The sequence below is a fragment of the Halioglobus sp. D3-4 genome, from assembly GCF_055809315.1.
The window spans coordinates 228,464-247,915 of record NZ_CM147907.1; the positions used below are offsets into that span (position 1 = coordinate 228,464).

A 19,452-nucleotide genomic window follows, 5' to 3' on the forward strand; every position below is an offset into this window, starting at 1 on the left:
CTAGGATAGCGTGATGACCTCGGTTTCCAGCGGGGCGATGTCGCCCTTGGGTAACTGGAATCGCCAGAACATAATGCCGTAAGGTCGGCCCTCGGTATCCAGCCAATTCGGGCGACCCGGGTCGCGGTGCGCCAGAATCATTTCGAAATTGCCATCGTTATCCAGCACTGTCTGTGCCCTGTTCAGCGAGATGTTGCGCTCCTCATAATCCAGCGTCTGGAGAAAGCGGTTGAACAGTACCACGTTGGAAAAACGGCAATCGGGGAACCGCCCCCGAATCAACAGGGCCTGGTCGGGTCCCAGCACAAACGGTGCCATCGCATAGACATTGTCGCGGGCGGCATAGGTGATAGCCTCGTGACTGTCATCCTTTTTTGGCGGCACGAACTGGTTCGGTACCCGCGACACCCAGGCCGGGCTGTTGTCGTTGTTCATCGTGATGACATTGCCTTTTACGAACGTTGTGACGCGACGAATTCCGGCGGCGATATCAGCGTCGTTGGGCGATTGTCTCGGGGCTACCTTTTCAAGATTCTGGATGTCTATAGGGATATGGTGCAGCCTATCGTTGTTAATCGATTGCTCGCGTTCATAATAGTGACGTGTGGTGACGCTGGACGCCCCCTTGGTCAGCGGCAGCCAGTTGCCCTCGGCTTTCTCGGTGCTGAGAATGATTTCGTAATCGCCATTTTCATCGGAGTTGAACTGCGTGTCGTTCAGCGTGGAGCCAATGCCGTCACCGTCAGTCCCCGCGCCCAATTCGATGGTAAAGCTGGTGTAGGTGGCGCCCGCGAGATTGCCGCGAATGCGATAACTGTGCTGATCATCAATGACTGCCGTGTAGTAGCGCGCGTCGGGGTTGTCGCCCAGTAGCTTCTTGTGCTGGTTTATAAACGCGGTGAAAAAGGGTCTGGCGGGGTCCGCCTCCAGCCAGCTTTGCAGGCCGTGCATCAGGGCATGCAGCATCACACGCCGGGCCTCGGCGTAATCCTGGGGGGTGCGCAGCTTCCACTCAGGGCTGGCGAAAGCGACCTCCAGTTCATCCAGTGCCTGCTGCAGTTCTGCCAGCGCCTGTGCGGCCTCGCTGTCGGCCTTGTCCTGCGCGGCAGTTGCTATTGTCGGCGCTAGCAGGGTGCCAGCCAGACTGCTCAGTGCTGCGCCTTTGAGTAAATCGCGACGATGCATAGTCATTTCTCCCGCGTCATCCGCTCTGGGATGGCGCATGTTTTATTGTTTAACTGTCAAGTAATGGGCGCTGCCCACCACAGAGGATATCCGTTACGCGCTCTGTATCCATGTACTCCTTCAGTTTGAGAAGTTTTCCATCCTCAAACTCGAACAGAAAGTGATACTCATTGGAGTAGGTCTGGCCAGAGACATGCTGGCCTTCACTGGAGGCCTCCACGGCGACCTTTTCTCCCTCTGCGACCATGCCCGTAGGTGTAAATTTCAAACCCTGCGGGAATACCTCGAAAATTCCGCGCACACTGTCGGCAATCTGATCACGATTGAATACGCCGGAAATAAGGGTGTGTCCCAGGGTCTGAACGCAGCCCTGCGGAGAATAGGCATTGACGATATAATCCACGTCTCCCCGGTTAAGGGCATCGAAAAAACGCGTGACAAGGGTTTTGGTGGATTCGCCGTTGCGCATGTGTATATCCTTGTACCCAATTGACTTATTATATTTTGACACGACCGCGCTGGGATTTCAGTTGGCCGTGCTTTGTTTTGCTGTCCATCCGTTTTTGCTGGCTGCTGCGGCTGGGTTTGGTGGGCTTGCGCTTCTTTCGCGTTGCCCCTGCAGCCCTTATTAGCTCAGCCAGACGATTGAGGGCGTCCTCGCGATTCTTTTCCTGACTGCGAAAGCGCTGTGCTTTGATGACAACCATACCGTCTTCGGTAATGCGTTGATCGCGCATGCGATGCAGACCCTCCTTGTATTCGTCGGGCAGGGAGGAGGCATTGATGCTGAAGCGCAGGTGAACAGCAGAGGACACTTTATTGACGTTTTGCCCACCCGCGCCCTGCGCGCGTATCGCCTGAAACTGTATTTCTGACAGCGGCACAGCAAGCTGATTGGTGATTTTCAGAGTCATCGTCAATATACGACGTAGCGCATTCAGCGATTGCGGCCGAGTCGCTCGTGCGCATCCACCCACTCATTAGTTCGCGTTTCCTTGTCGATTTTTGCTGCTGCCCCCAGCGAGAGTTCACCGGCGAGCGCCAGAGATGCGGCAATTTCAGCAAGCTTCATGACTTTGCCAGGACCGTAACAGTCCATGATCTGCAGGCATTCGCGCTGCGTTGGCAAGGCAGTGCCGCCGCCGTAAGTGGCCAGAATCAGTGCTGGCAGGGTAATGGAAAAGTAGTAGTCGCCATCACGAGTCACTTTGTTATAGGTGGTGCACTGGTTGGACTCCCCGATATTAGCGATATCCTGTCCGGTTGCCAGGTATAGCGCCGCCAGGCCATTGGCCGGGTGTGCTGCGTTGTTGGAGGAACTGGACAGGAAGGCGCTGAGCGTACTGATGCCCTGACCGTAATGCATCTGCTGCGGTGATATACGCAGGTTCTTGATCATGACGTCGCGGGGAATCGTGATCTCGGCGGTAACGCGTCTGCCGCGCCCTTTGAGCATATTCACAGACGAGGTCTTTTTCTCTGTATCGAAATTTCCGGACAGCAGATAGTGTGAAATGCCCTTGAATTCCTTGTTGATCCACTCGCAGGCGAAGAAGGTTGCCTTGCTGGTCATATTCTGGCCAGCAGCATCTCCGGTACTGTAGTCGAAGCGCGTAAAGACCATATTGTGCGCGTGGTAGTGCTCGATTTCATTCAGCTTGCCCACTGAGGTGGTGGACTCCGCAATCTCCTTGATGCGGTCAAAGTGCTCGTCCAGCCACAGGCCGAAATCCCGTGCTTCGCGAGCGCTGGGGAAAACGAATACCGGTGCGCGTTGCATCGCATCTCCCGAGACTGTGGTAATGACACCGCCACTTTCGCGGATAACCCGCATGCCACGGTTGTAGCTGGCCAGCATGGTACCCTCGACAGTCGCCATCGGTACAAAGAATTCACCCTTGGCGTGCTCGCCATTGATCAGTAGTGGGCCGGCCAGGCCAATGGGTACTTGTGCCACGCCGAAAAGGTTCTCGATATTGCCCGACATATCGCCGGGTTCGAAGGAAAACTGTTTGGTGTGGTCCAGTTTTGCCGGCGTATTTTCCTCTATAAAGGCCTGACGCTCGCGGATGATGTCGAGGCTGTAATCATTGTCGTTTGATCGGGGTATCTTTTTGCTCACTGGAATATCTCTCAATTAACTGATGGATAGAAATTACGCGCTTAGCAGGCGCGGGTCAATCCATCCTGGGGATCAGACGGCTGTTCGGTGACGACATGGAATTTTTAATAAGGGAGGCGGGGTTTGTTTTGGTTCACGGGCTCGTATCCCGGCAGGCGTTTCAGTCGCTCCACAAAATTCGCTTGGTGAAACTCCCGCCGGGATACGAGCCCTGAATCGCGAAGCTACGGCGACTTTGGGAAGATGATTCCAGAACGAGAGAAAGCGCGTAACATTCTATTGTGACAGTGAGTTTGAGAAATGGCACTAACTGAGGTTGCGGATAGCGAGGTGTTGCTCTCCAAGCGAATTTCGTGGAGCGACTGAGCAACACCTCGTTATTCGCAAGCGCTCGCTAGCATCTCAAACCAAGCCGCACCGTCCCCCCTGTTTATTACCGCCCCCTCACATAGCTTCAAAACGGTTCAATACGCTGCTACAGCAAGTGTTTTGTGATACCCCTAGAGATATTCATTGATAGCCCGCAAAAACGCCGCACCGTACTTGTCCAGTTTGCGCTCACCCACACCCGTGATGTAGCCAAATTCCTCGGGCGTTCGCGGCAACACTACGCACATTTCCTTTAGGCTGCGATCGTGGAAAATGACATAGGGCGGAACGCCCTGCTCTTCGGCGAGTACCCGCCTGCATTCGCGCAACGCTTCCCACAGGCCGACATCGATATCGGCGGGCAGTGCGGTTTTCGTGTGCTGACGGGTAATTTTGCCACCGGTATCGCGGCGCAGCTGAATGTCCTGTTCTGCGCGCAACAGCGGACGACATTTCTCTTCCAGACGCAGTGCGCCAAACTGTGCGATATCCACGCTCAGGTAGGCGCGTGCCACCAGTTGCCTGAATACCGAGCGCCACTGTGTGTTATCGAGTTCTTTGCCTAGTCCGTAGGTCGAAAGTTGCTGATGCTCGAACTGCCTGATCTTGTCATTGTCTGCGCCGCGCAGTACGTCGATCAGGTGATTGACGCCGAAACGCTGGCCCGTGCGGTAGACAGTGCTCAGGGCTTTACGGGCCGCTTCCGTGCCGTCCCATGTGTCCACTGGCTCCAGGCAGGTATCGCAGTTGCCGCAGGGCTGCGGCAGGGCGTCGCCAAAGTAGTTCAGCAGGCTTTCGCGTCGACAGGTAGTGATCTCGCACAGGCCCAGCATCGCATTCAGCCTATGCTGCTCCGCCCGTTTGTGTTCTTCGCTGCCATCGGAGTTGGCCATCATCTGCCGCAACTTGATCACATCCTGTAAGCCGTAAATCATCCAGGCATCGGCCGGTTCGCCGTCGCGTCCTGCGCGCCCGGTCTCCTGATAATAGGACTCCACGGTTTTCGGCATGTCCAGATGAGCGACAAACCGCACGTCCGGTTTGTCTATTCCCATGCCGAACGCGATGGTGGCGACAACGATGACGCTTTCCTCGCGTAAAAAACGCGCCTGATGATCCGCCCGCAGGGCGGGGGGGAGGCCGGCATGGTAGGGCAGGGCGTTGAATCCCTGGCCCTGCAGCCACAGAGAAATCTCCTCTGTCTTTTTACGGGAGAGGCAATAGACTATGCCGGAGTTGCGCGCATGTTCGTCTTTCAAGAACTGCAGGAGTTGCGCGCGTGGATTGGTTTTGAGTGCGATGCGGTAGCGAATATTAGGGCGATCGAAGCCCGCGATAAACTGCTCGGCCTGAGCCAGGTCCAGACGCTGGATAATCTCGGCACGGGTACGTTCATCCGCAGTCGCGGTGAGAGCAATACGGGGGACATTGGGAAAGCGTTCGTGCAACAGTGTCAATTGCAGATAATCGGCGCGAAAGTCGTGCCCCCACTGAGACACACAATGTGCTTCATCAATTGCGAACAACGCTATGTCTGCCTGCTCCAGCAGGGCCAGGCAGCGGCCCTGTGTCAGGCGTTCTGGTGCGATGTATAGCAGGTCCAGTTCACCGCCCAGCAGTTCACGCTCGACGCGACGCGCCTCATCAGCACCCAGCGTCGAGTTCAGATAGCTTGCCCGCACGCCAAGTTGCCGCATTGCGCTCACCTGATCCTGCATCAGTGCAATCAGTGGGGAGATGACGATGCCGCAACCGGGTCTGGCGAGGGCGGGAATCTGGTAGCACAGCGACTTTCCGCCACCAGTTGGCATCAGTACCAGCGCATCATCACCGGCGATAACGCTCTCGATTATCGCGTCCTGCGGCTCACGGAAGGATTCGTAACCAAAGACTGACTGTAGGATTTGCAGGGCATCTTTCATCGCCGCGCAGTATACCCCAGAGCCTTCCATCTGGTGGAATATTCGCTCGAAACTGACTGGAAATGGCAGTACAGGCCTCGCCGGGCTGACTCAATTGGTATTTAGTTCAGCGATCTGGTCCTTGAAATACCCGGGTACGAGCATCGCTTTGAGTTCTTCCAGCGGTACCGGTTTACTGAATAGGTAGCCTTGAATAATGCTCGAGCCGTTGTTGCGCAGAAAGTGGTATTGTTCTCGCGTTTCCACACCTTCGGCAACCAACTTCAGGCGCATACTCCTGGCCATTGCAATGATAGCTATCACCAAGCTGGCGTCGTTTTCGCTTTTGTCAAAATCGATCACGAAGCTGCGATCAATTTTCAGTTCATCTAGCGGATAACGGCTGAGATAGCTCAGCGAAGAGTAACCGGTACCAAAGTCATCGATGGACAGTTGTACACCAAGCTCCTTGAGGTCGCTTAGGGCGCGTATGGTATCCTCCTTGTTGTCCATCATAATGCCCTCGGTCAACTCCAGTTGCAGCCGTCTCGGGCGCAGCCCCGTCGTTTGCAGAACTTCGGACACGCGCCTGATGAAGCTTTGGTTGAACTGCAGCGCAGAGACATTGACCGAGACCTTTGGTAATTCCAGCCCCAGCGACTGCAGTTCCACCATTTGGCGACAGGCTTCCTCCAGACCCCATTCCCCTACTGCCCCGATCAGCCCCATTTCCTCCGCCAGCGGGATAAACTTGAACGGCGGCACCATCCCGAGTTCCTCGTGCGGCCAGCGCATCAGCGCCTCGGCGCCGGTGACTGTGCCGGAGAGCGTGTCTACCTGTACTTGATAGTGTAATTGCAGGCCGTTGTTTTCCAGCGCCTTGCGCAGTGCATTTTCCAATTCCAGTCGCTCGACGCCGGCGGCATCCATGTCGCTGCTATAAAACATAAAGGTGTTCTTGCCCGAGGATTTGGCGTGGTACATCGCGGTATCCGCTGCTTTCAACAGGCCCTCGACAGTTTGTGTCTCGGTGGTATCAGAGCGGGCGATTGCGATGCCAATACTGGGGGTAACGACAATTTCATGCCCTTCGATGATAATGGGCTGTGTCAGCACATCGAGCAGTCGCTGTGCGACCATCGCCGCCGAATCCTGGTCGTCGAGCTGATTGAGCACGACGGTAAATTCATCACCGCCGAGGCGGGACACATCGATCTGCGAGGCGGGCTCCACATAGTGGGCAATCACGTCACTCTCCCTGATGCATCGGGCGAGACGCTTGGCAACCTCGCGCAGCAGCAAATCGCCAGAGCTGTGCCCCAGTGAGTCGTTGATGCGCTTGAAGTTGTCCAGATCGAGAAATAGCAGTGCCAGCGTTTCCTCGTTGCGTTTTGCCAATCGCAGCAGCAGATCGAGTTGCTCGGTGAACAGGCGGCGGTTAGGTAGCCCGGTAAGGCTGTCGTAGTAGGCCAGTTTTCGCAGGCGGTTTTTCGTTTCGGTGACCTGTTTTACCGCCTGGCTCAACTCCTCATTCCGTTTCGACAACTGCGATGTGCGCTCCTCTACTTTCATGCTAAGCAGCTGGTGGTCGACATCCATCCGGGTCTTATAGGTGTTGAGACCACCGATGATAGTGTTGAGTAGCACGACGACTTCCTTGAACTCGCCGCTGTCAGCAAGCCCGCGCTGTTGCACAGCCGTACCTGATGAAATATCGTCTGCCATGCGTTTTATCATGGAAAAGGGTGCGGTGATTCTGCCTGCAATGTGTCTGCTGAAAATGCTGCACAGGAGTATGAATGCCATCGCCAATCCCACGACGGTCAACATACCGGGAAGAATCTGTTGCAACATGAGCGAGCGGCTGATTCCCAGTTGGATGTATCCCACAACATACAGGCTGCTCGCTTTGCGTGACTCTGCGAGTAAGGCCCCCAGTGCTTCGCGGCTGACGTTCTCGTGCAGGGGGTTGATCACCGATAACACTGGAATGGTCAGATCCCAGATGAGGTCGCTGCCGGGTAGGGCCTGGAACGTTGAAGAATCGGTACCGGCGGAATCACTGTGCCGCGTCCTGATATTGACATCCAGTATGGAGGTGCTGCCGCGGATCTCATCGAAAGGCGTAGAGTCAACTTCCCCTGTATCCGGCAGTTGCACTCGGTCGAGTTCGAGGCCTGTCTGATCGCGGGCAATGGCGTACAGGATCGTGGGTGAGGACTGCAGTATGTCCTGCAGGGTTGCCTGCAACTCCGTATTGTCTCTCAGGTAGATTGCGACCTGTAACTGCGGCTGACTCTGAACCAGATTGATGGACTGTTCGATGATCTGCTCGCGGGTCGCGGAGTACTCGCGCTGGAACACCGTGGCGGTGAGAAGGCAGCCAGCGATAACGGCAGTGGATATCACCAGGGCATTAATTTTGCCAGCGATCGTCATGGGCCCGAAATCCTCACCTCGGCGAGGTCAGGCGCAACACGGGTCTCGATTGTTGCCATTCATTATTTCCCGGTCTGCGGAACCAGCCGCTGGAGTATCGCCTGTCAATTTGCCGCGTTAACATGGCGTTATTATTGCGGATAGATTTTTATATAAAAACAAGCACTTGCGTGAAAATAGCATGAATTGAAACAGCGGTGCAATCATAGAAAAGGCGCAGCAATACCAGATGACCGGAATGACCCGGCCAGATGACGCGGTCAGCTTGTCATACGCCTGTCCGGTCGGGTACGCCGGTCATTGGCAATTAGAATGCTGTTTACGGTGAGGGGGAAAGTCACAGGTCTGCCGCTTCGCCTATCGACGGGATTACGCACAATGCGCGCGCGGGGGTGCGCATTGTCTGCGTTTCCCCGACGGTTCTCATGGTCATCAGAAACGTAGGTTCGGGCGGCCACGGTAAATACATAGGTGGATACCGCCACAGCGCCCAAACCTGAGAGCCCGAGGATGATGAGTACCACATCCATGACAATAACAGTCCTCTAACCCGCTGAATCAGAAAGTGCAATAGATATGCAAGTATCGCGCCTATTTGGTTAGTACTTAGTACAATAAGAGCGCTAGCGGGATGTTAGCGCCTGAGTTCGGCGCCAACAATAGGAGAGTGTAAAAATTCCTGACACATTTGGGTCAGCAAACGTGTCGGGCCAGACGGTGTTTTCTACCGCGCACCTTTGCCGAACAGAACGACTTCGACGGTGCTCAGTGTGACCATTAAGTCCAAAAACAGGCTCTGGTTTTTTACATAGTAAAGATCGAACTGCAGTTTCTGCCGGGCATCATTTTCTGAAGCACCATAGGGATAACACAGTTGTGCCCAGCCGGTGATGCCGGGCTTAACAGCATGTCGGGAATTGTAATAGGGAATGCGTTCAGCCAGTTGCTGGACAAACTCGGGTCGCTCCGGACGGGGGCCGATAAAGGCCATTTCACCCGACAGTACATTAAATATCTGTGGTAGCTCATCGATACGGGTGCGGCGAATGAAGGCGCCGACTTTAGTGACCCGGCTGTCGTTCACAGTGGCCCAGCGCGCTTTGCCATCACCTTCCGCATCGATACTCATGCTGCGGAACTTGAGCACCTGAAAGGCTTTGCCATTGAGTCCGACGCGCTGCTGGCTGAAAAAGATCGGTGCCTTGAAGCCGTCTTCTATCCAGATGGCCAGCGCAGTCACCAGCATGATTGGCCAAGTCGACATCAGCAGGATAAAGCTGGCAAAAATATCGAAACAGCGCTTTGTCAGGCTGTTGGAAGCGCTGCTGCGGAGGTCTTCGGTAAGAGTCATCCAGCCCGGTGTAGCAAAGTCCACCAGTATTTTGCCCGCTTCGCGCTCAAAAAAGTTCACCAGATTCATGACTTTTATGCCCTGCAGGCGGCATTTGAACAGCTCATCAGTCGGTGTCTGGTCACGCTTGTTGTCCAGTGCAACGACGATCTGGTCGATCTCTGTCTGTTTGGCATATTCAGCGAGTGGCTGGCGCAGGTTGATCACCCGCTCACCGGTGACTTTGGGCTCCTCGTCTTCGACCCTGACAAAGCCGACGATGGTAAATCCCTGACGATCGGTTTTGCGCCGCATAGCGCTGGTAATGGTAGATGCCGCTGAGCCCGAGCCATACACCAGTACACGGCTTTTGAACTGTTCCAGATCAGTGAGGTTTATGAATACGATGCGGCTGATAAGGTTGGCGCTGAAAGAGAGTAATACTGCGTATAGCAGTATGCCGCGCCACTGTTGGACGTCCGGCAGGAGTGCAAAGACACCTGCGGTGAACAGGCTGGCAGTGGCAAAGCCGCCCAGTGTTCTCACCAGTACGCCTGATCTGCCTTCGCGCATGCGCGGTTCGTAGAGGCCCATCGCAAACAGACACAGCACTGCAATCACGGCGTAGATCAGGGCGCGGTTGGGAATCTCGGGTACCATGGCCTGGAAACTGCCGGGGTGCATGGCAACGAGGCTGTGGATGTAAGCCCCGGCATACAAAGCCATCACAAACAGCGCTGCATCTACCAGGGCTAGCCAATAAAATGATGTATGAACGTGGTGGTTGAATACCCTGACGGTAGCCATTCTCCAATCCTTTCTACTGCTCTGATCTCGGTTTTCGCCTGCTGGTAAACCCTTGAGGTTTGATGCCTGACTGGGGGCGAACTGTCTCCGATCCGTTATTTGACACTTTGCTGTCGTTGCCAGTAGCCCAATAGAACGGGCGGGCACTTATGCACAGCTAGTTGCGATACTTATCCACAAATGAATCCGTGGAGTAAACAAAAGTAGCACGGGTTTTTTGTGGCTGCTTGGATTCTTGCGAAAAATGTGAACTTAGTCCCGACCTTATCAATGCGATATGACACACGGGTGACAGCGGTATGTCCGCCGATCTCGCAGATGCCAGCCGCTGCGTAAAAAAATCTAATAAAAACAATGGGTAATGGTCGGGGGGAGTTTCGCTTTGTAGTGGTTGCGCTGCAACCGTCAGAGCAGCACCTCGGCGGGGTGTGGGTGGCTGAGAAAACCCCGGGGACTGGCCGTCAGGCCATAGGCGCCCGACTGGAAAATGACGATTAGGTCTCCCGGTTCGGTGACAGGCAATGCGATTCGGTGTCCGAGTATATCCAGCGGCGTGCACAGTGGTCCCACCACATTGACCTCTTCGGTCTCCCCGGATACACGATTGCCAACGCAAACTGGGTAGTTTTTGCGAATGACCTGTCCGAAATTGCCGGATACCGCGAGATGGTGGTGTAAACCGCCATTGGTGACCAGAAAGGTCTCTCCACGGGACACTTTCCTGTCGATAATCTCACTGACGTAGATGCCCGCTTCCGCAGTGAGATAGCGGCCCAGTTCCATCACGATTTCCACGCCCGGCAACTGAGTTCTGGCGGTATCGACCAGGCCGGTCAGATTGTCCCCGATGGGGGTCAGATCCAGCCGTTGCTCGCCGGGAAAATAGGGGATGCCCAATCCACCGCCGATGTTCAGCCAGCGCACGGGTGCAGGTGCGGATTGGCTCAGGCGCAGGGCGAGCTCGAACGTCTTTGTCTGGGCCTCGATGATCGCCTGCTCGCGCAGATTCTGCGAACCGCTGAAAATATGGAACCCGATAAAATCCAGTGGCAGGTCGGCCAGCTCCGCCAGCATGGCAGGTACCTGCTCCGCATCGACGCCAAACGGTTTGGGGCCGCTGCCCATTTTCATGCCTGCAGATTTGAGTTCAAAGTCCGGGTTGACCCGAATCGCAACTTTTGGGCGTTTACCGGTATCTAGCGCCAGTGCGGCGATGCGCTGCATCTCGCCGGCCGATTCCATATTGATAATGACGCCGCTGTTCACCGCCGCGTTGAGGTCTTCAGTGGATTTACCCGGTCCGGCGAAACTGATATTGCGGGTATCAACCCCGGTATCCAGCGCGATGCGCAGTTCACCTGCAGAGGCGACGTCCAGTCCGTCAGTAATTGCTGCGAGATGGTGCACTACCTCCGGCATCGGGTTGGCCTTCATCGCATAATGCAGGTGAATGCCCGGGGGCAAAGCGTGACGCAGAGCCTCTACCCGGGCGTCCATCACCTTGCGGTCGTAGGCGTAAAATGGCGTGCTGCCAATGGTTTTGGCCAGATCGGGTAGAGATACGCCACCGATGTGCAGGCAGTTGTCCACCACCTCAAACTGGTTCATCGTCGCATGTTGCGGCACATTTTCGGCACTGTGTGAGTCGCTCATGCCGGGGTCACCTGAAATATGTCCCGATACTCTTCGGCGAGCAGTCGCCGATCGATTTTACCGTTCTGGTTGAGCGGCAATGCACTGCGTACGACGATGATGCTGGGCACCATGAAATTCGGCAACTCCCTGCGACAATGTGCCATCACGTCCTGTTCGATGTCCTGATCGGCAGTGGTGTCTGCACCGGGGGTTGCAATCAGCAATATGGCTTGTCCCAGCGCAGCGTGTGCCAGCCCCACTGCAGCCACGGCGGTCACAAGGCCAGAGGCGTAAGCGCATTCTTCAACCTCGGTAGGGCTCACACGATAGCCGGAGGTTTTAATCATTTCGTCCTTGCGGCTGATGAAATAAAGATACCCTTCCTCATCCCGCATGACCTGATCCCCCGACCAGACCACCAGTTCTGGATTGGGTAGTTCCGCGGGTTGGGTCGGGCACGGTTTGAAGCGTTCCGCCGTTTTCTCCGGGTCGTTCCAGTAGCCCAGGCTTACAAGCGCCCCGCGGTGCACCAGCTCGCCGGGTTCGTGTGGGGCGCACTCACATCCATCTTCATTGATCACCATAATTTCAGCGTTGGGTATGGCTTTGCCCATTGACTCCGGTCGCACGCTGACCTGATCCGGTGGTAGATACGTCGAGCGGAATGACTCAGTGAGGCCATACATTAAATAGATCAGTGTCTGCGGCAGCAATTTCTGCAGGGCGAGGGTGGTCGGCACTGGCATGGCGCCGCCCGTATTGGTGATATAGCGCAGCGACGCAACGGCCTCCGGCGGCCACTCCAGACTCTTCAGTTGATTCCACAGTGGCGGCACAGCCGCCAAACCCGTGATGCCATAACGCGCGACAGCGCGGACAACATCGCGAGGCAGAAGGTAGTCCATCAGGACAACCGAAGCGCCAACCGTAAATGCCGTGGTGAGCTGGCTGAGACCGGCGTCAAAGCTCAGTGGCAACACCGCCAGAATACGGTCCTCGGGGACGTTGTGCAGATAGCTGGCGACGCTGCGCGCTCCCGCCACCATATTGCGGTGTGACAGTACCACGCCCTTGGGATTACCGGTACTGCCGGACGTATAGAGGATGGCTGTCATGTCGGTATCGATCCGGCGGTGCGGCGTACGCTCGCTGCTCCCCGCTCGGCAAAACTCAGCAAAACTGAACAGTTTCTGTGAGAAATCGTGTGCATTGTCCGGCACGCGATCTTCCACGACGACAATCGTATGCAGGTCGGGGCATGCCTTGACGACTTCCGCCAGCAGTTCCAGGCGCGGGAGGGAAGTTACCAGTACCCGTACGTTGCAATGAGGCAGGATGTGCGACACCTGACGCGGTTTCAGCAGCGGGTTGATCGGTACGAAACACGCGCCGGCTGCTGCCGCGCCAAACATCCCGAACACGGCTTCCGGCTGCTTCGGCAGGTAGACGGCGACCCGTTCGCCCGGTGCTATACCCAAATCCATAAGCGCATTGGCAAACAGCTCAACCTGATGCTGCAATTGCGCATAGCTGAAGTGCTTGTCCTTGAACAGCAGGGCGGGCGCGTCGGGCGAGGCCTGCGCACTGTTGGCGATACACTGGTGAATCAGGTCTGGCATTGTCGTGTGGTTATATGCTTGTGGCTCGTCGCGGCTGGGGTGCTATTGTAGCCTGAATCATTTCCGTCCCGGCGTAGATTGTGCGATGAATACGAGGTTGGGACAATGGCAACAATAACGAACTGTGAGTAATTGTACATGAAGAGCCGAATTGTGTTGTTTCGAGTGTGTACCCTGATTTCGGTATTGCTGGCGCCTGTTGCCTGGTCCGCTGGGCTGCCAGACCTGATTGAGAAAATCACCCCCGGTGTGGTTGGGGTGGGTACGGCCTATCCACCGCGCCAGCCAAATGTAAAAGGCGAGCGCGTGGTTTACCTTGCCACAGGCTTTGTGGTGGGCGATGGACGGCATATCATCACCAATGCACATGTTACTGCATTGCCGCTGGATTCAGACAACAACCAGACGCTGGCAGTCTTCACCGGCCGTGGTGTGGACGCCACTGCTCATCCCGCGCGGGTGGTGCGTGAAGATGAGGAGCACGATCTGGTAGTGCTGCAGATAGAGGGCTCGAAACTGCCCGCCTTGCAACTGGGGAATTCTGATTTGGTGCGCCCAGGCCAGGATATCGCGTTTACCGGTTTTCCGCTGGGCATGGCACTGGGACTCTATCCGGTGACGCATCGCGGTATCGTTTCGGCGATCACACCCGCTGCCCACCCCTCGGCTCACTCAGACAGGCTGAACTCCATTAAAATAAAACGCATGCGCAGCGGCTTCGATGCCTTTCAGTTGGATGCTACGGCTTATCCCGGGAACAGTGGCAGTCCCGTGTTCGAGCTCTCCAGTGGCCGGGTGATTGGCGTGATAAACAGTGTTGTGGTCAAGGAGACCAAAGAGACAATGTTGGCTAATCCCTCGGGCATTACCTACGCCATTCCCGCGCGGTATATTCAGCCACTGCTGTCTGGTTTGGGTGTGTCCGGGCCCTGAGTCGCGGTGATTATTAACAGGTCGGTACCAAATCCGGGCGAAAACCTTCGATCAGTGCACGCTCTGCGCAGTCCGTAACGCCAAAGCTGCAGCCCGGATTGATTCTCTGGTAGCATGTGCGGCAAATAATCGTATCGCAGCCCGCACAGCGTGCCGCTCCCCCGGAGGCTTTTGCTTGGCCCTGTTTCAGCGCAAGACCCGCATATTGTTGGTCTGTACGGAGAATATTTGTCGCTCGCCCATGGCCGAGGGCTTGCTTCGGCATTATATCCAGCAGTCCGAACTGAATGGGACGGTGGAAGTGAGCTCTGCGGGCACCCGCTGCTCGATGCCAGGTTGCAGGCCGGATCAGCGCGCGCAGAAAATTGCCGCGCTCCGGGGTATAGACCTGTCGGGGATCAAGGCGCGCCGAGTGACTGAACGCGAATTGCAGCGCAGCGATTTTGTGTTCGTGATGGATGAATCCAATATGAGGGATGTCCGGCAACTTTGTCCGACTGAGCAACACAGCAAGCTGGCGTTTTTACTCAGTCACCACGCCTGGCAATCGCGGACGGAGGTGCCTGATCCGTACTTTGGCAGCGCCGATGGCTTTGCACGGGTATTTCAAATTATAGAGGATGCAATGGACAGCTTGGTATCCTATATAGGGAGCAGGATAGAGTGAACAGCGACTATACTCATCAGAGGTTCGGTGCTCCGGTGTCAGTGACTCCGGCGCATGCGGCAGGCGGCGTTTGTTTAACAGTGACAGGCGGGTGAGTCTTATGGAGAAGAAGAACGCATCCCTGGTAGAGGAATTCCAGCGATATTTCAGTATTGAACAGGCGACTACGCGAGCGCAACTGGAGAGTGTGTACAGGGTGCGGTATCGGGTGTACTGCGAGGAGTTTCAGTATGAACCCGCTGATGCCTGCTCCAATCAAATGGAGACAGATGAGTTCGATGCTCATTCCGTACACAGTCTCGTTGTTCACAGGGCCTCGGGTATGCCCGCCGGTTGCGCGAGATTGGTGAAGGCCAGTGAACAGCGTCTGATGCCTATGGAGAGATATTGTTCCGAGGCGATTGACGAGAAGATTCTCCGCTCCTTTGATGGTCGGAGAGATACGATGTGTGAATTTTCCAGGCTGGGGGTGGACGGAGCTTTTCGTCGCCGACCTGGTGAACACGAATCACGATTCGGGGAAATCTCCGCACTTGAATACAGTACACGGGAGCAACGCACCTTTCCGCTGGTCGCGATGGCCACCATTCTCTCGGCACTGGCTCTTAGTGAGTTGATCGGTCGTCCCTACTGCTTTGCGATGATGGAGCCTTTTTTACCCCGACTACTGAGGCGCTCCGGCCTGTTGGCGCGTCCTGCTGGTGAGCAGATTGAATACCATGGAACCCGCTCGCCATTCTACTGGGAGACCAAAGAAGGGGTCAGTACGCTCGAGGACGAGTTCAAGGAGTTCTACGATGCCATTCTTGCGGAATTTGCCCGCTCGCAGTCGCCCCGCGCGAATGGCGCGGTTGCCAACGCCCGTGCCAGAACTCAGGGGCCGGACGCCCACGGCGTATGGGTACCGTACTTTCAACCACACTTCGCTGTTTAGGGCGCCGCCCCGATTCCCCGACCTGTACTGCCCGGTAATTATGATGAGTACTTGTCATTGGATCGGGCGCTGCATAAGATGCGATACGACCAGCCGGGTCACCGCTTTGGGCGGGGCGATCGCCCGGCGGCAGAACTTACGCACAGGCGCACAGGATTGTGAGGCTCTGAATGTCCTTTGATTACCACGAAGCCTTTTCCCGAAATCTTGGCTGGGTGACGGAGACGGAGCAGGAGGTCCTGCGCAATAAACGTATTGCCATAGCCGGTATGGGCGGGGTTGGTGGCAGTCACTTGCTGACGTTGACGCGGCTTGGCATAGGCCAGTTCAATCTTGCCGATTTTGATCAGTTTGAGCTCGCCAACTTCAATCGTCAGGCCGGTGCCAGTACCGCCCACCTCGGCAGAAACAAACTTGAGGTGATGGTAGAGATGGCGCGGGGCGTCAATCCGGGCCTGAAAATCGAACAGTTTCCCACCGGCATCAGCGTCGACAATCTGGATGCATTTTTGCAGGGAGTCGATCTCTATGTCGACTCGCTGGACTTCTTTGCGCTGGATATCCGGCGGGCCGTTTTTGCCGCCTGCTACGCGAAGGGTATTCCAGCAATCACCGCTGCACCGTTGGGTATGGGCGCAGCTCTGTTGTGCTTCTTCCCGGGACAGATGAGTTTTGAAAAATACTTTTTGCTAGAGGGCCAGCCCCGAGAAGAGCAGGCACTGCGTTTTATGTTGGGCTTGGCACCCAGGCCACAGCAACTGGCTTACCTGGCGGACGACAGCAAGGTCGATCTGGAAGCCGGGAAAGGCCCCTCTACGCCCATGGCCTGTGAGCTCTGTGCCGGATTTGCCGGGACGTATGCGCTGAAGATCCTGCTCGCCCGCGGCGGCGTGCCGGCCGCCCCGCGCGGCATTCATTTTGATGCCTATCGCAACCGGCTGGTGACCACGTGGCGCCCCTGGGGAAATGCCAACCCCATACAGCGGCTGGGCCTGAAAATTGCCCGTAAAAAAATCAGCTCCGGCGTGTCTGGCCCCGAGGCTGACAGCACCCCACGGGAGCGATCGGTGGAACGGATTCTTGACCTCGCACGCTGGGCTCCCAGTGGCGACAATGAACAACCTTGGCAGTTCGAAATAGTCGATGACCACCACGCGGTCGTGCACGGCAGGGATACCCGCGACTGGTGTGTCTACGATCTCGATGGTACCTCTAGCCAGATTGCACTGGGCGCGCTGCTGGAAACAGTGCGTATCGCCGCATCGGGCGAAGGGATGACGGCGGAGTGTGTGTTGCGCCCCGACGCCCCTGAGGATGCCCCTGTAATCGATGTCAAACTGACCCACAATGCGGGGGTGAAGCGTGATGCGCTGCAACCCTTTATCACGTCGCGGGTCACGCAGCGTAAACCATTTTCCACACGGGCGTTGACAGCACACCAGCGCCGGGCACTGGAGCAAGCCGTGGGGGAGGGGTTCAGTGTGCGCTGGATCGATGATACGGGCGGCCGCCGCCGCATGGCCAAACTGCTTTTTCACAATGCCCATATCAGGCTTACGACACCGGAGGCCTACGAGGTTCACCGGCAGAATATTGAATGGGGAACACAGTTTAGCGAACACCATTTACCCGAGGGTGCGCTGGGGCTGGATCTACCGACACGCAGGATAATGCGCTGGGCGCTGAAAAGCTGGGGCCGCGTCCGTTTCCTGAACCGTTTTTTTGCCGGTACATGGCTGCCCCGTTTACAGATGGATTGGCGCACTGCGCTGGGTTGTGCGGCGCACTTTGTGATTGTCGCGGACAAACCCTTGCATACGACGCAGGATTATTTGGCCGGCGGCGGCGCCACACAGCGCTTCTGGCTCGAAGCCACCCGGCTGGGGCTGCAGCTGCAACCGGAAATGACCCCGCTGATCTTTTCTCGCTATGTTGCCGACGCGCGAACGTTTACGTCCGTAGCCAGCGAACAGCGGCTCGCGGAGAACCTGGCGCGCGAGTTGAACAAGCTGGTCGGGTCGGTGCAGGACCCTCACCAGAGGGTCTATATGGGCAGGATCGGTTACGGCCCGGCGCCGCAATCCCGCTCCGTGCGCCCGCGTTTGGAATCCATGCTGATCACTGCACCCAACTGACAGCGCATGACTGACCGTACAATCAGTGCGCGCAGAATACGTATACTGTTTATTGCTGAGGCCGTGACACTGGCGCATGTTGCGCGCCCCGTCACGCTGGCCGGGGCGTTGGATCGGCAGCAGTTCGATGTGCACCTGGCGCATCATCCACGCTATCGGAGCTTGATGGGTGAGCTGTCCATGGCAGAGCATGAGATTCACTCCATTTCCCCGCAGCAGTTTATGCAGGCGCTGGCATCGGGTAGTCCCGTCTACGATCTCCCGACATTGAGTCGCTACGTTGAGGACGATGTGGATCTCATTACTAGAGTGCAGCCGGATATCGTCGTCGGAGACTTCCGGCTATCCCTCGCTGTGAGCGCAGCGTTGGCAGCAGTGCCGTATGTGGCGCTGAGCAACGCCTACTGGTCGCCCTATAGCCAGCAGGACTATACCGTTCCCGATCTACCCCTGACGAGAATGCTCGGCGTTACGCTGGCCCAGCAGGTGTTTTCTCTCGCCCGGCCACTGGCGTTCGCGCTGCACTGTCTGCCCATGCACCGGCTGTGTCGTCGCTATGGGCTGCGCAGCCCAGGTTTTGATTTGCGCAGGGTTTATACGCGTGCCGATTACACGCTCTACGCCGATATCCCCGAGCTGTACCGGATGCGAAACCTGCCCTCAGACCACCGATTTATTGGGCCTGTTGTCTGGTCCCCCGCCGACCCCCGTCCCGACTGGTGGGACGATGTGCCGCAGGCCGACCCCATCGTGTATGTGACACTGGGCAGTTCCGGAAATGCCGGCCTGCTGCCGCGATTGATTGCCGCACTGGGCGAGGTCAACGTCACTGCACTGGTGTCAACCGCCGGTATGCCCCTGCCGGGTGCAGCGCCAAAAAATGTCTATCTGGCACCCTACCTGCCGGGCGAGGAAGCCGTGAAGCTCGCCAGTCTGGTTATTTGCAACGGCGGCAGTCCCAGCACCCACCAGGCACTGACGCACGGTGTTCCTGTCATCGGAGTGGCGAGTAATCTGGATCAGTATTTAAACATGAATGCGATTGTCGGCGCGGGTGCGGGTTGTCTGGTACGGGCGGGCACATGTAACTCCGGTGAACTGGTGGCGGCGATCAGACGCATGTTGTCTGATTCGAGCTGTACCCTGGCGGCGCGGCAACTCGCCCAACGACTTGCAGCGCACAGAGCCGCCGGTAACTTTATTGAAACTATTGGCGAGATAGCCGGTGTTGCAGGGTTGCCCGGTAAATAGCGCGTTAAGCAAGGGGGAGTGCGGCTGTCGTTGCCGCCACAATTGCAAGCTTGCCTTGCGTAGCGTATAAACTGAAATCTACCGGCTAATCAATAAGATAGGTGTGTAATCTTAGTAGGTAGGCA

The 19,452-nt window shown here is 56.5% G+C and carries 15 protein-coding genes; 5 read left to right on the forward strand and 10 right to left on the reverse strand.

Going from position 1 to position 19,452, the window contains the following annotated elements:
* The 10 genes from AC0L6S_RS01015 to AC0L6S_RS01060 all read right to left on the reverse strand — a co-directional run bounded on the left by AC0L6S_RS01015 (position 1) and on the right by AC0L6S_RS01060 (position 13,407).
* Complete coding sequence (locus AC0L6S_RS01015; RefSeq protein WP_473426557.1) at positions 1 to 1,185, reverse strand: DUF1214 domain-containing protein; 1,185 nt, start codon at positions 1,183 to 1,185, stop codon at positions 1 to 3.
* 49 nt (positions 1,186 to 1,234) lie between these two features.
* Positions 1,235 to 1,654 (reverse strand): nuclear transport factor 2 family protein, encoded by a 420-nt coding sequence (locus AC0L6S_RS01020; protein ID WP_473426558.1) that lies wholly within the window; start codon positions 1,652 to 1,654, stop codon positions 1,235 to 1,237.
* 28 nt (positions 1,655 to 1,682) lie between these two features.
* Positions 1,683 to 2,099: an alternative ribosome rescue aminoacyl-tRNA hydrolase ArfB gene (gene arfB, locus AC0L6S_RS01025; protein ID WP_473426559.1), complete on the reverse strand. Its 417-nt coding sequence runs from the start codon at positions 2,097 to 2,099 to the stop codon at positions 1,683 to 1,685.
* Positions 2,100 to 2,122: 23 nt separating this feature from the next.
* Entirely contained in the window at positions 2,123 to 3,307 is a 1,185-nt protein-coding gene (locus AC0L6S_RS01030; protein ID WP_473426560.1) for a hydroxymethylglutaryl-CoA reductase, read from the reverse strand.
* A 500-nt stretch (positions 3,308 to 3,807) separates the two neighbouring features.
* Positions 3,808 to 5,598, reverse strand: a complete 1,791-nt coding sequence (recQ, locus tag AC0L6S_RS01035) for a DNA helicase RecQ (RefSeq protein WP_473426561.1) — start codon at positions 5,596 to 5,598, stop codon at positions 3,808 to 3,810.
* A 90-nt stretch (positions 5,599 to 5,688) separates the two neighbouring features.
* On the reverse strand, positions 5,689 to 8,016 hold the full coding sequence (locus tag AC0L6S_RS01040) for a putative bifunctional diguanylate cyclase/phosphodiesterase (protein WP_473426562.1): 2,328 nt from the start codon (positions 8,014 to 8,016) through the stop codon (positions 5,689 to 5,691).
* 260 nt (positions 8,017 to 8,276) lie between these two features.
* On the reverse strand, positions 8,277 to 8,546 hold the full coding sequence (locus AC0L6S_RS01045; protein ID WP_473426563.1) for a hypothetical protein: 270 nt from the start codon (positions 8,544 to 8,546) through the stop codon (positions 8,277 to 8,279).
* Between the two features lie 194 nt (positions 8,547 to 8,740).
* Positions 8,741 to 10,153, reverse strand: a complete 1,413-nt coding sequence (locus tag AC0L6S_RS01050) for a TIGR03013 family XrtA/PEP-CTERM system glycosyltransferase (RefSeq protein WP_473426564.1) — start codon at positions 10,151 to 10,153, stop codon at positions 8,741 to 8,743.
* A 405-nt stretch (positions 10,154 to 10,558) separates the two neighbouring features.
* On the reverse strand, positions 10,559 to 11,806 hold the full coding sequence (locus AC0L6S_RS01055) for a pyridoxal-dependent decarboxylase, exosortase A system-associated (protein WP_473426565.1): 1,248 nt from the start codon (positions 11,804 to 11,806) through the stop codon (positions 10,559 to 10,561).
* A complete protein-coding gene (locus AC0L6S_RS01060; protein ID WP_473426566.1) occupies positions 11,803 to 13,407 on the reverse strand; it encodes an acyl-CoA ligase (AMP-forming), exosortase A system-associated in 1,605 nt (534 codons plus the stop codon). The genes AC0L6S_RS01055 and AC0L6S_RS01060 overlap by 4 nt, the downstream gene beginning before the upstream one ends.
* A 138-nt stretch (positions 13,408 to 13,545) precedes the next feature.
* Between AC0L6S_RS01060 and AC0L6S_RS01065 the strand changes: the two genes are divergently transcribed.
* From AC0L6S_RS01065 to AC0L6S_RS01085, 5 genes are all read left to right on the forward strand, one after another.
* Positions 13,546 to 14,340 (forward strand): S1C family serine protease, encoded by a 795-nt coding sequence (locus tag AC0L6S_RS01065; protein WP_473426567.1) that lies wholly within the window; start codon positions 13,546 to 13,548, stop codon positions 14,338 to 14,340.
* Between the two features lie 175 nt (positions 14,341 to 14,515).
* Positions 14,516 to 15,007 (forward strand): low molecular weight protein-tyrosine-phosphatase, encoded by a 492-nt coding sequence (locus tag AC0L6S_RS01070; RefSeq protein WP_473426568.1) that lies wholly within the window; start codon positions 14,516 to 14,518, stop codon positions 15,005 to 15,007.
* Between the two features lie 100 nt (positions 15,008 to 15,107).
* On the forward strand, positions 15,108 to 15,941 hold the full coding sequence (locus AC0L6S_RS01075) for a PEP-CTERM/exosortase system-associated acyltransferase (RefSeq protein ID WP_473426569.1): 834 nt from the start codon (positions 15,108 to 15,110) through the stop codon (positions 15,939 to 15,941).
* Between the two features lie 170 nt (positions 15,942 to 16,111).
* On the forward strand, positions 16,112 to 18,076 hold the full coding sequence (locus tag AC0L6S_RS01080) for a ThiF family adenylyltransferase (protein ID WP_473426570.1): 1,965 nt from the start codon (positions 16,112 to 16,114) through the stop codon (positions 18,074 to 18,076).
* Positions 18,077 to 18,082: 6 nt separating this feature from the next.
* Positions 18,083 to 19,327 (forward strand): glycosyltransferase, encoded by a 1,245-nt coding sequence (locus AC0L6S_RS01085; protein ID WP_473426571.1) that lies wholly within the window; start codon positions 18,083 to 18,085, stop codon positions 19,325 to 19,327.
* Positions 19,328 to 19,452 lie beyond the last annotated feature (125 nt).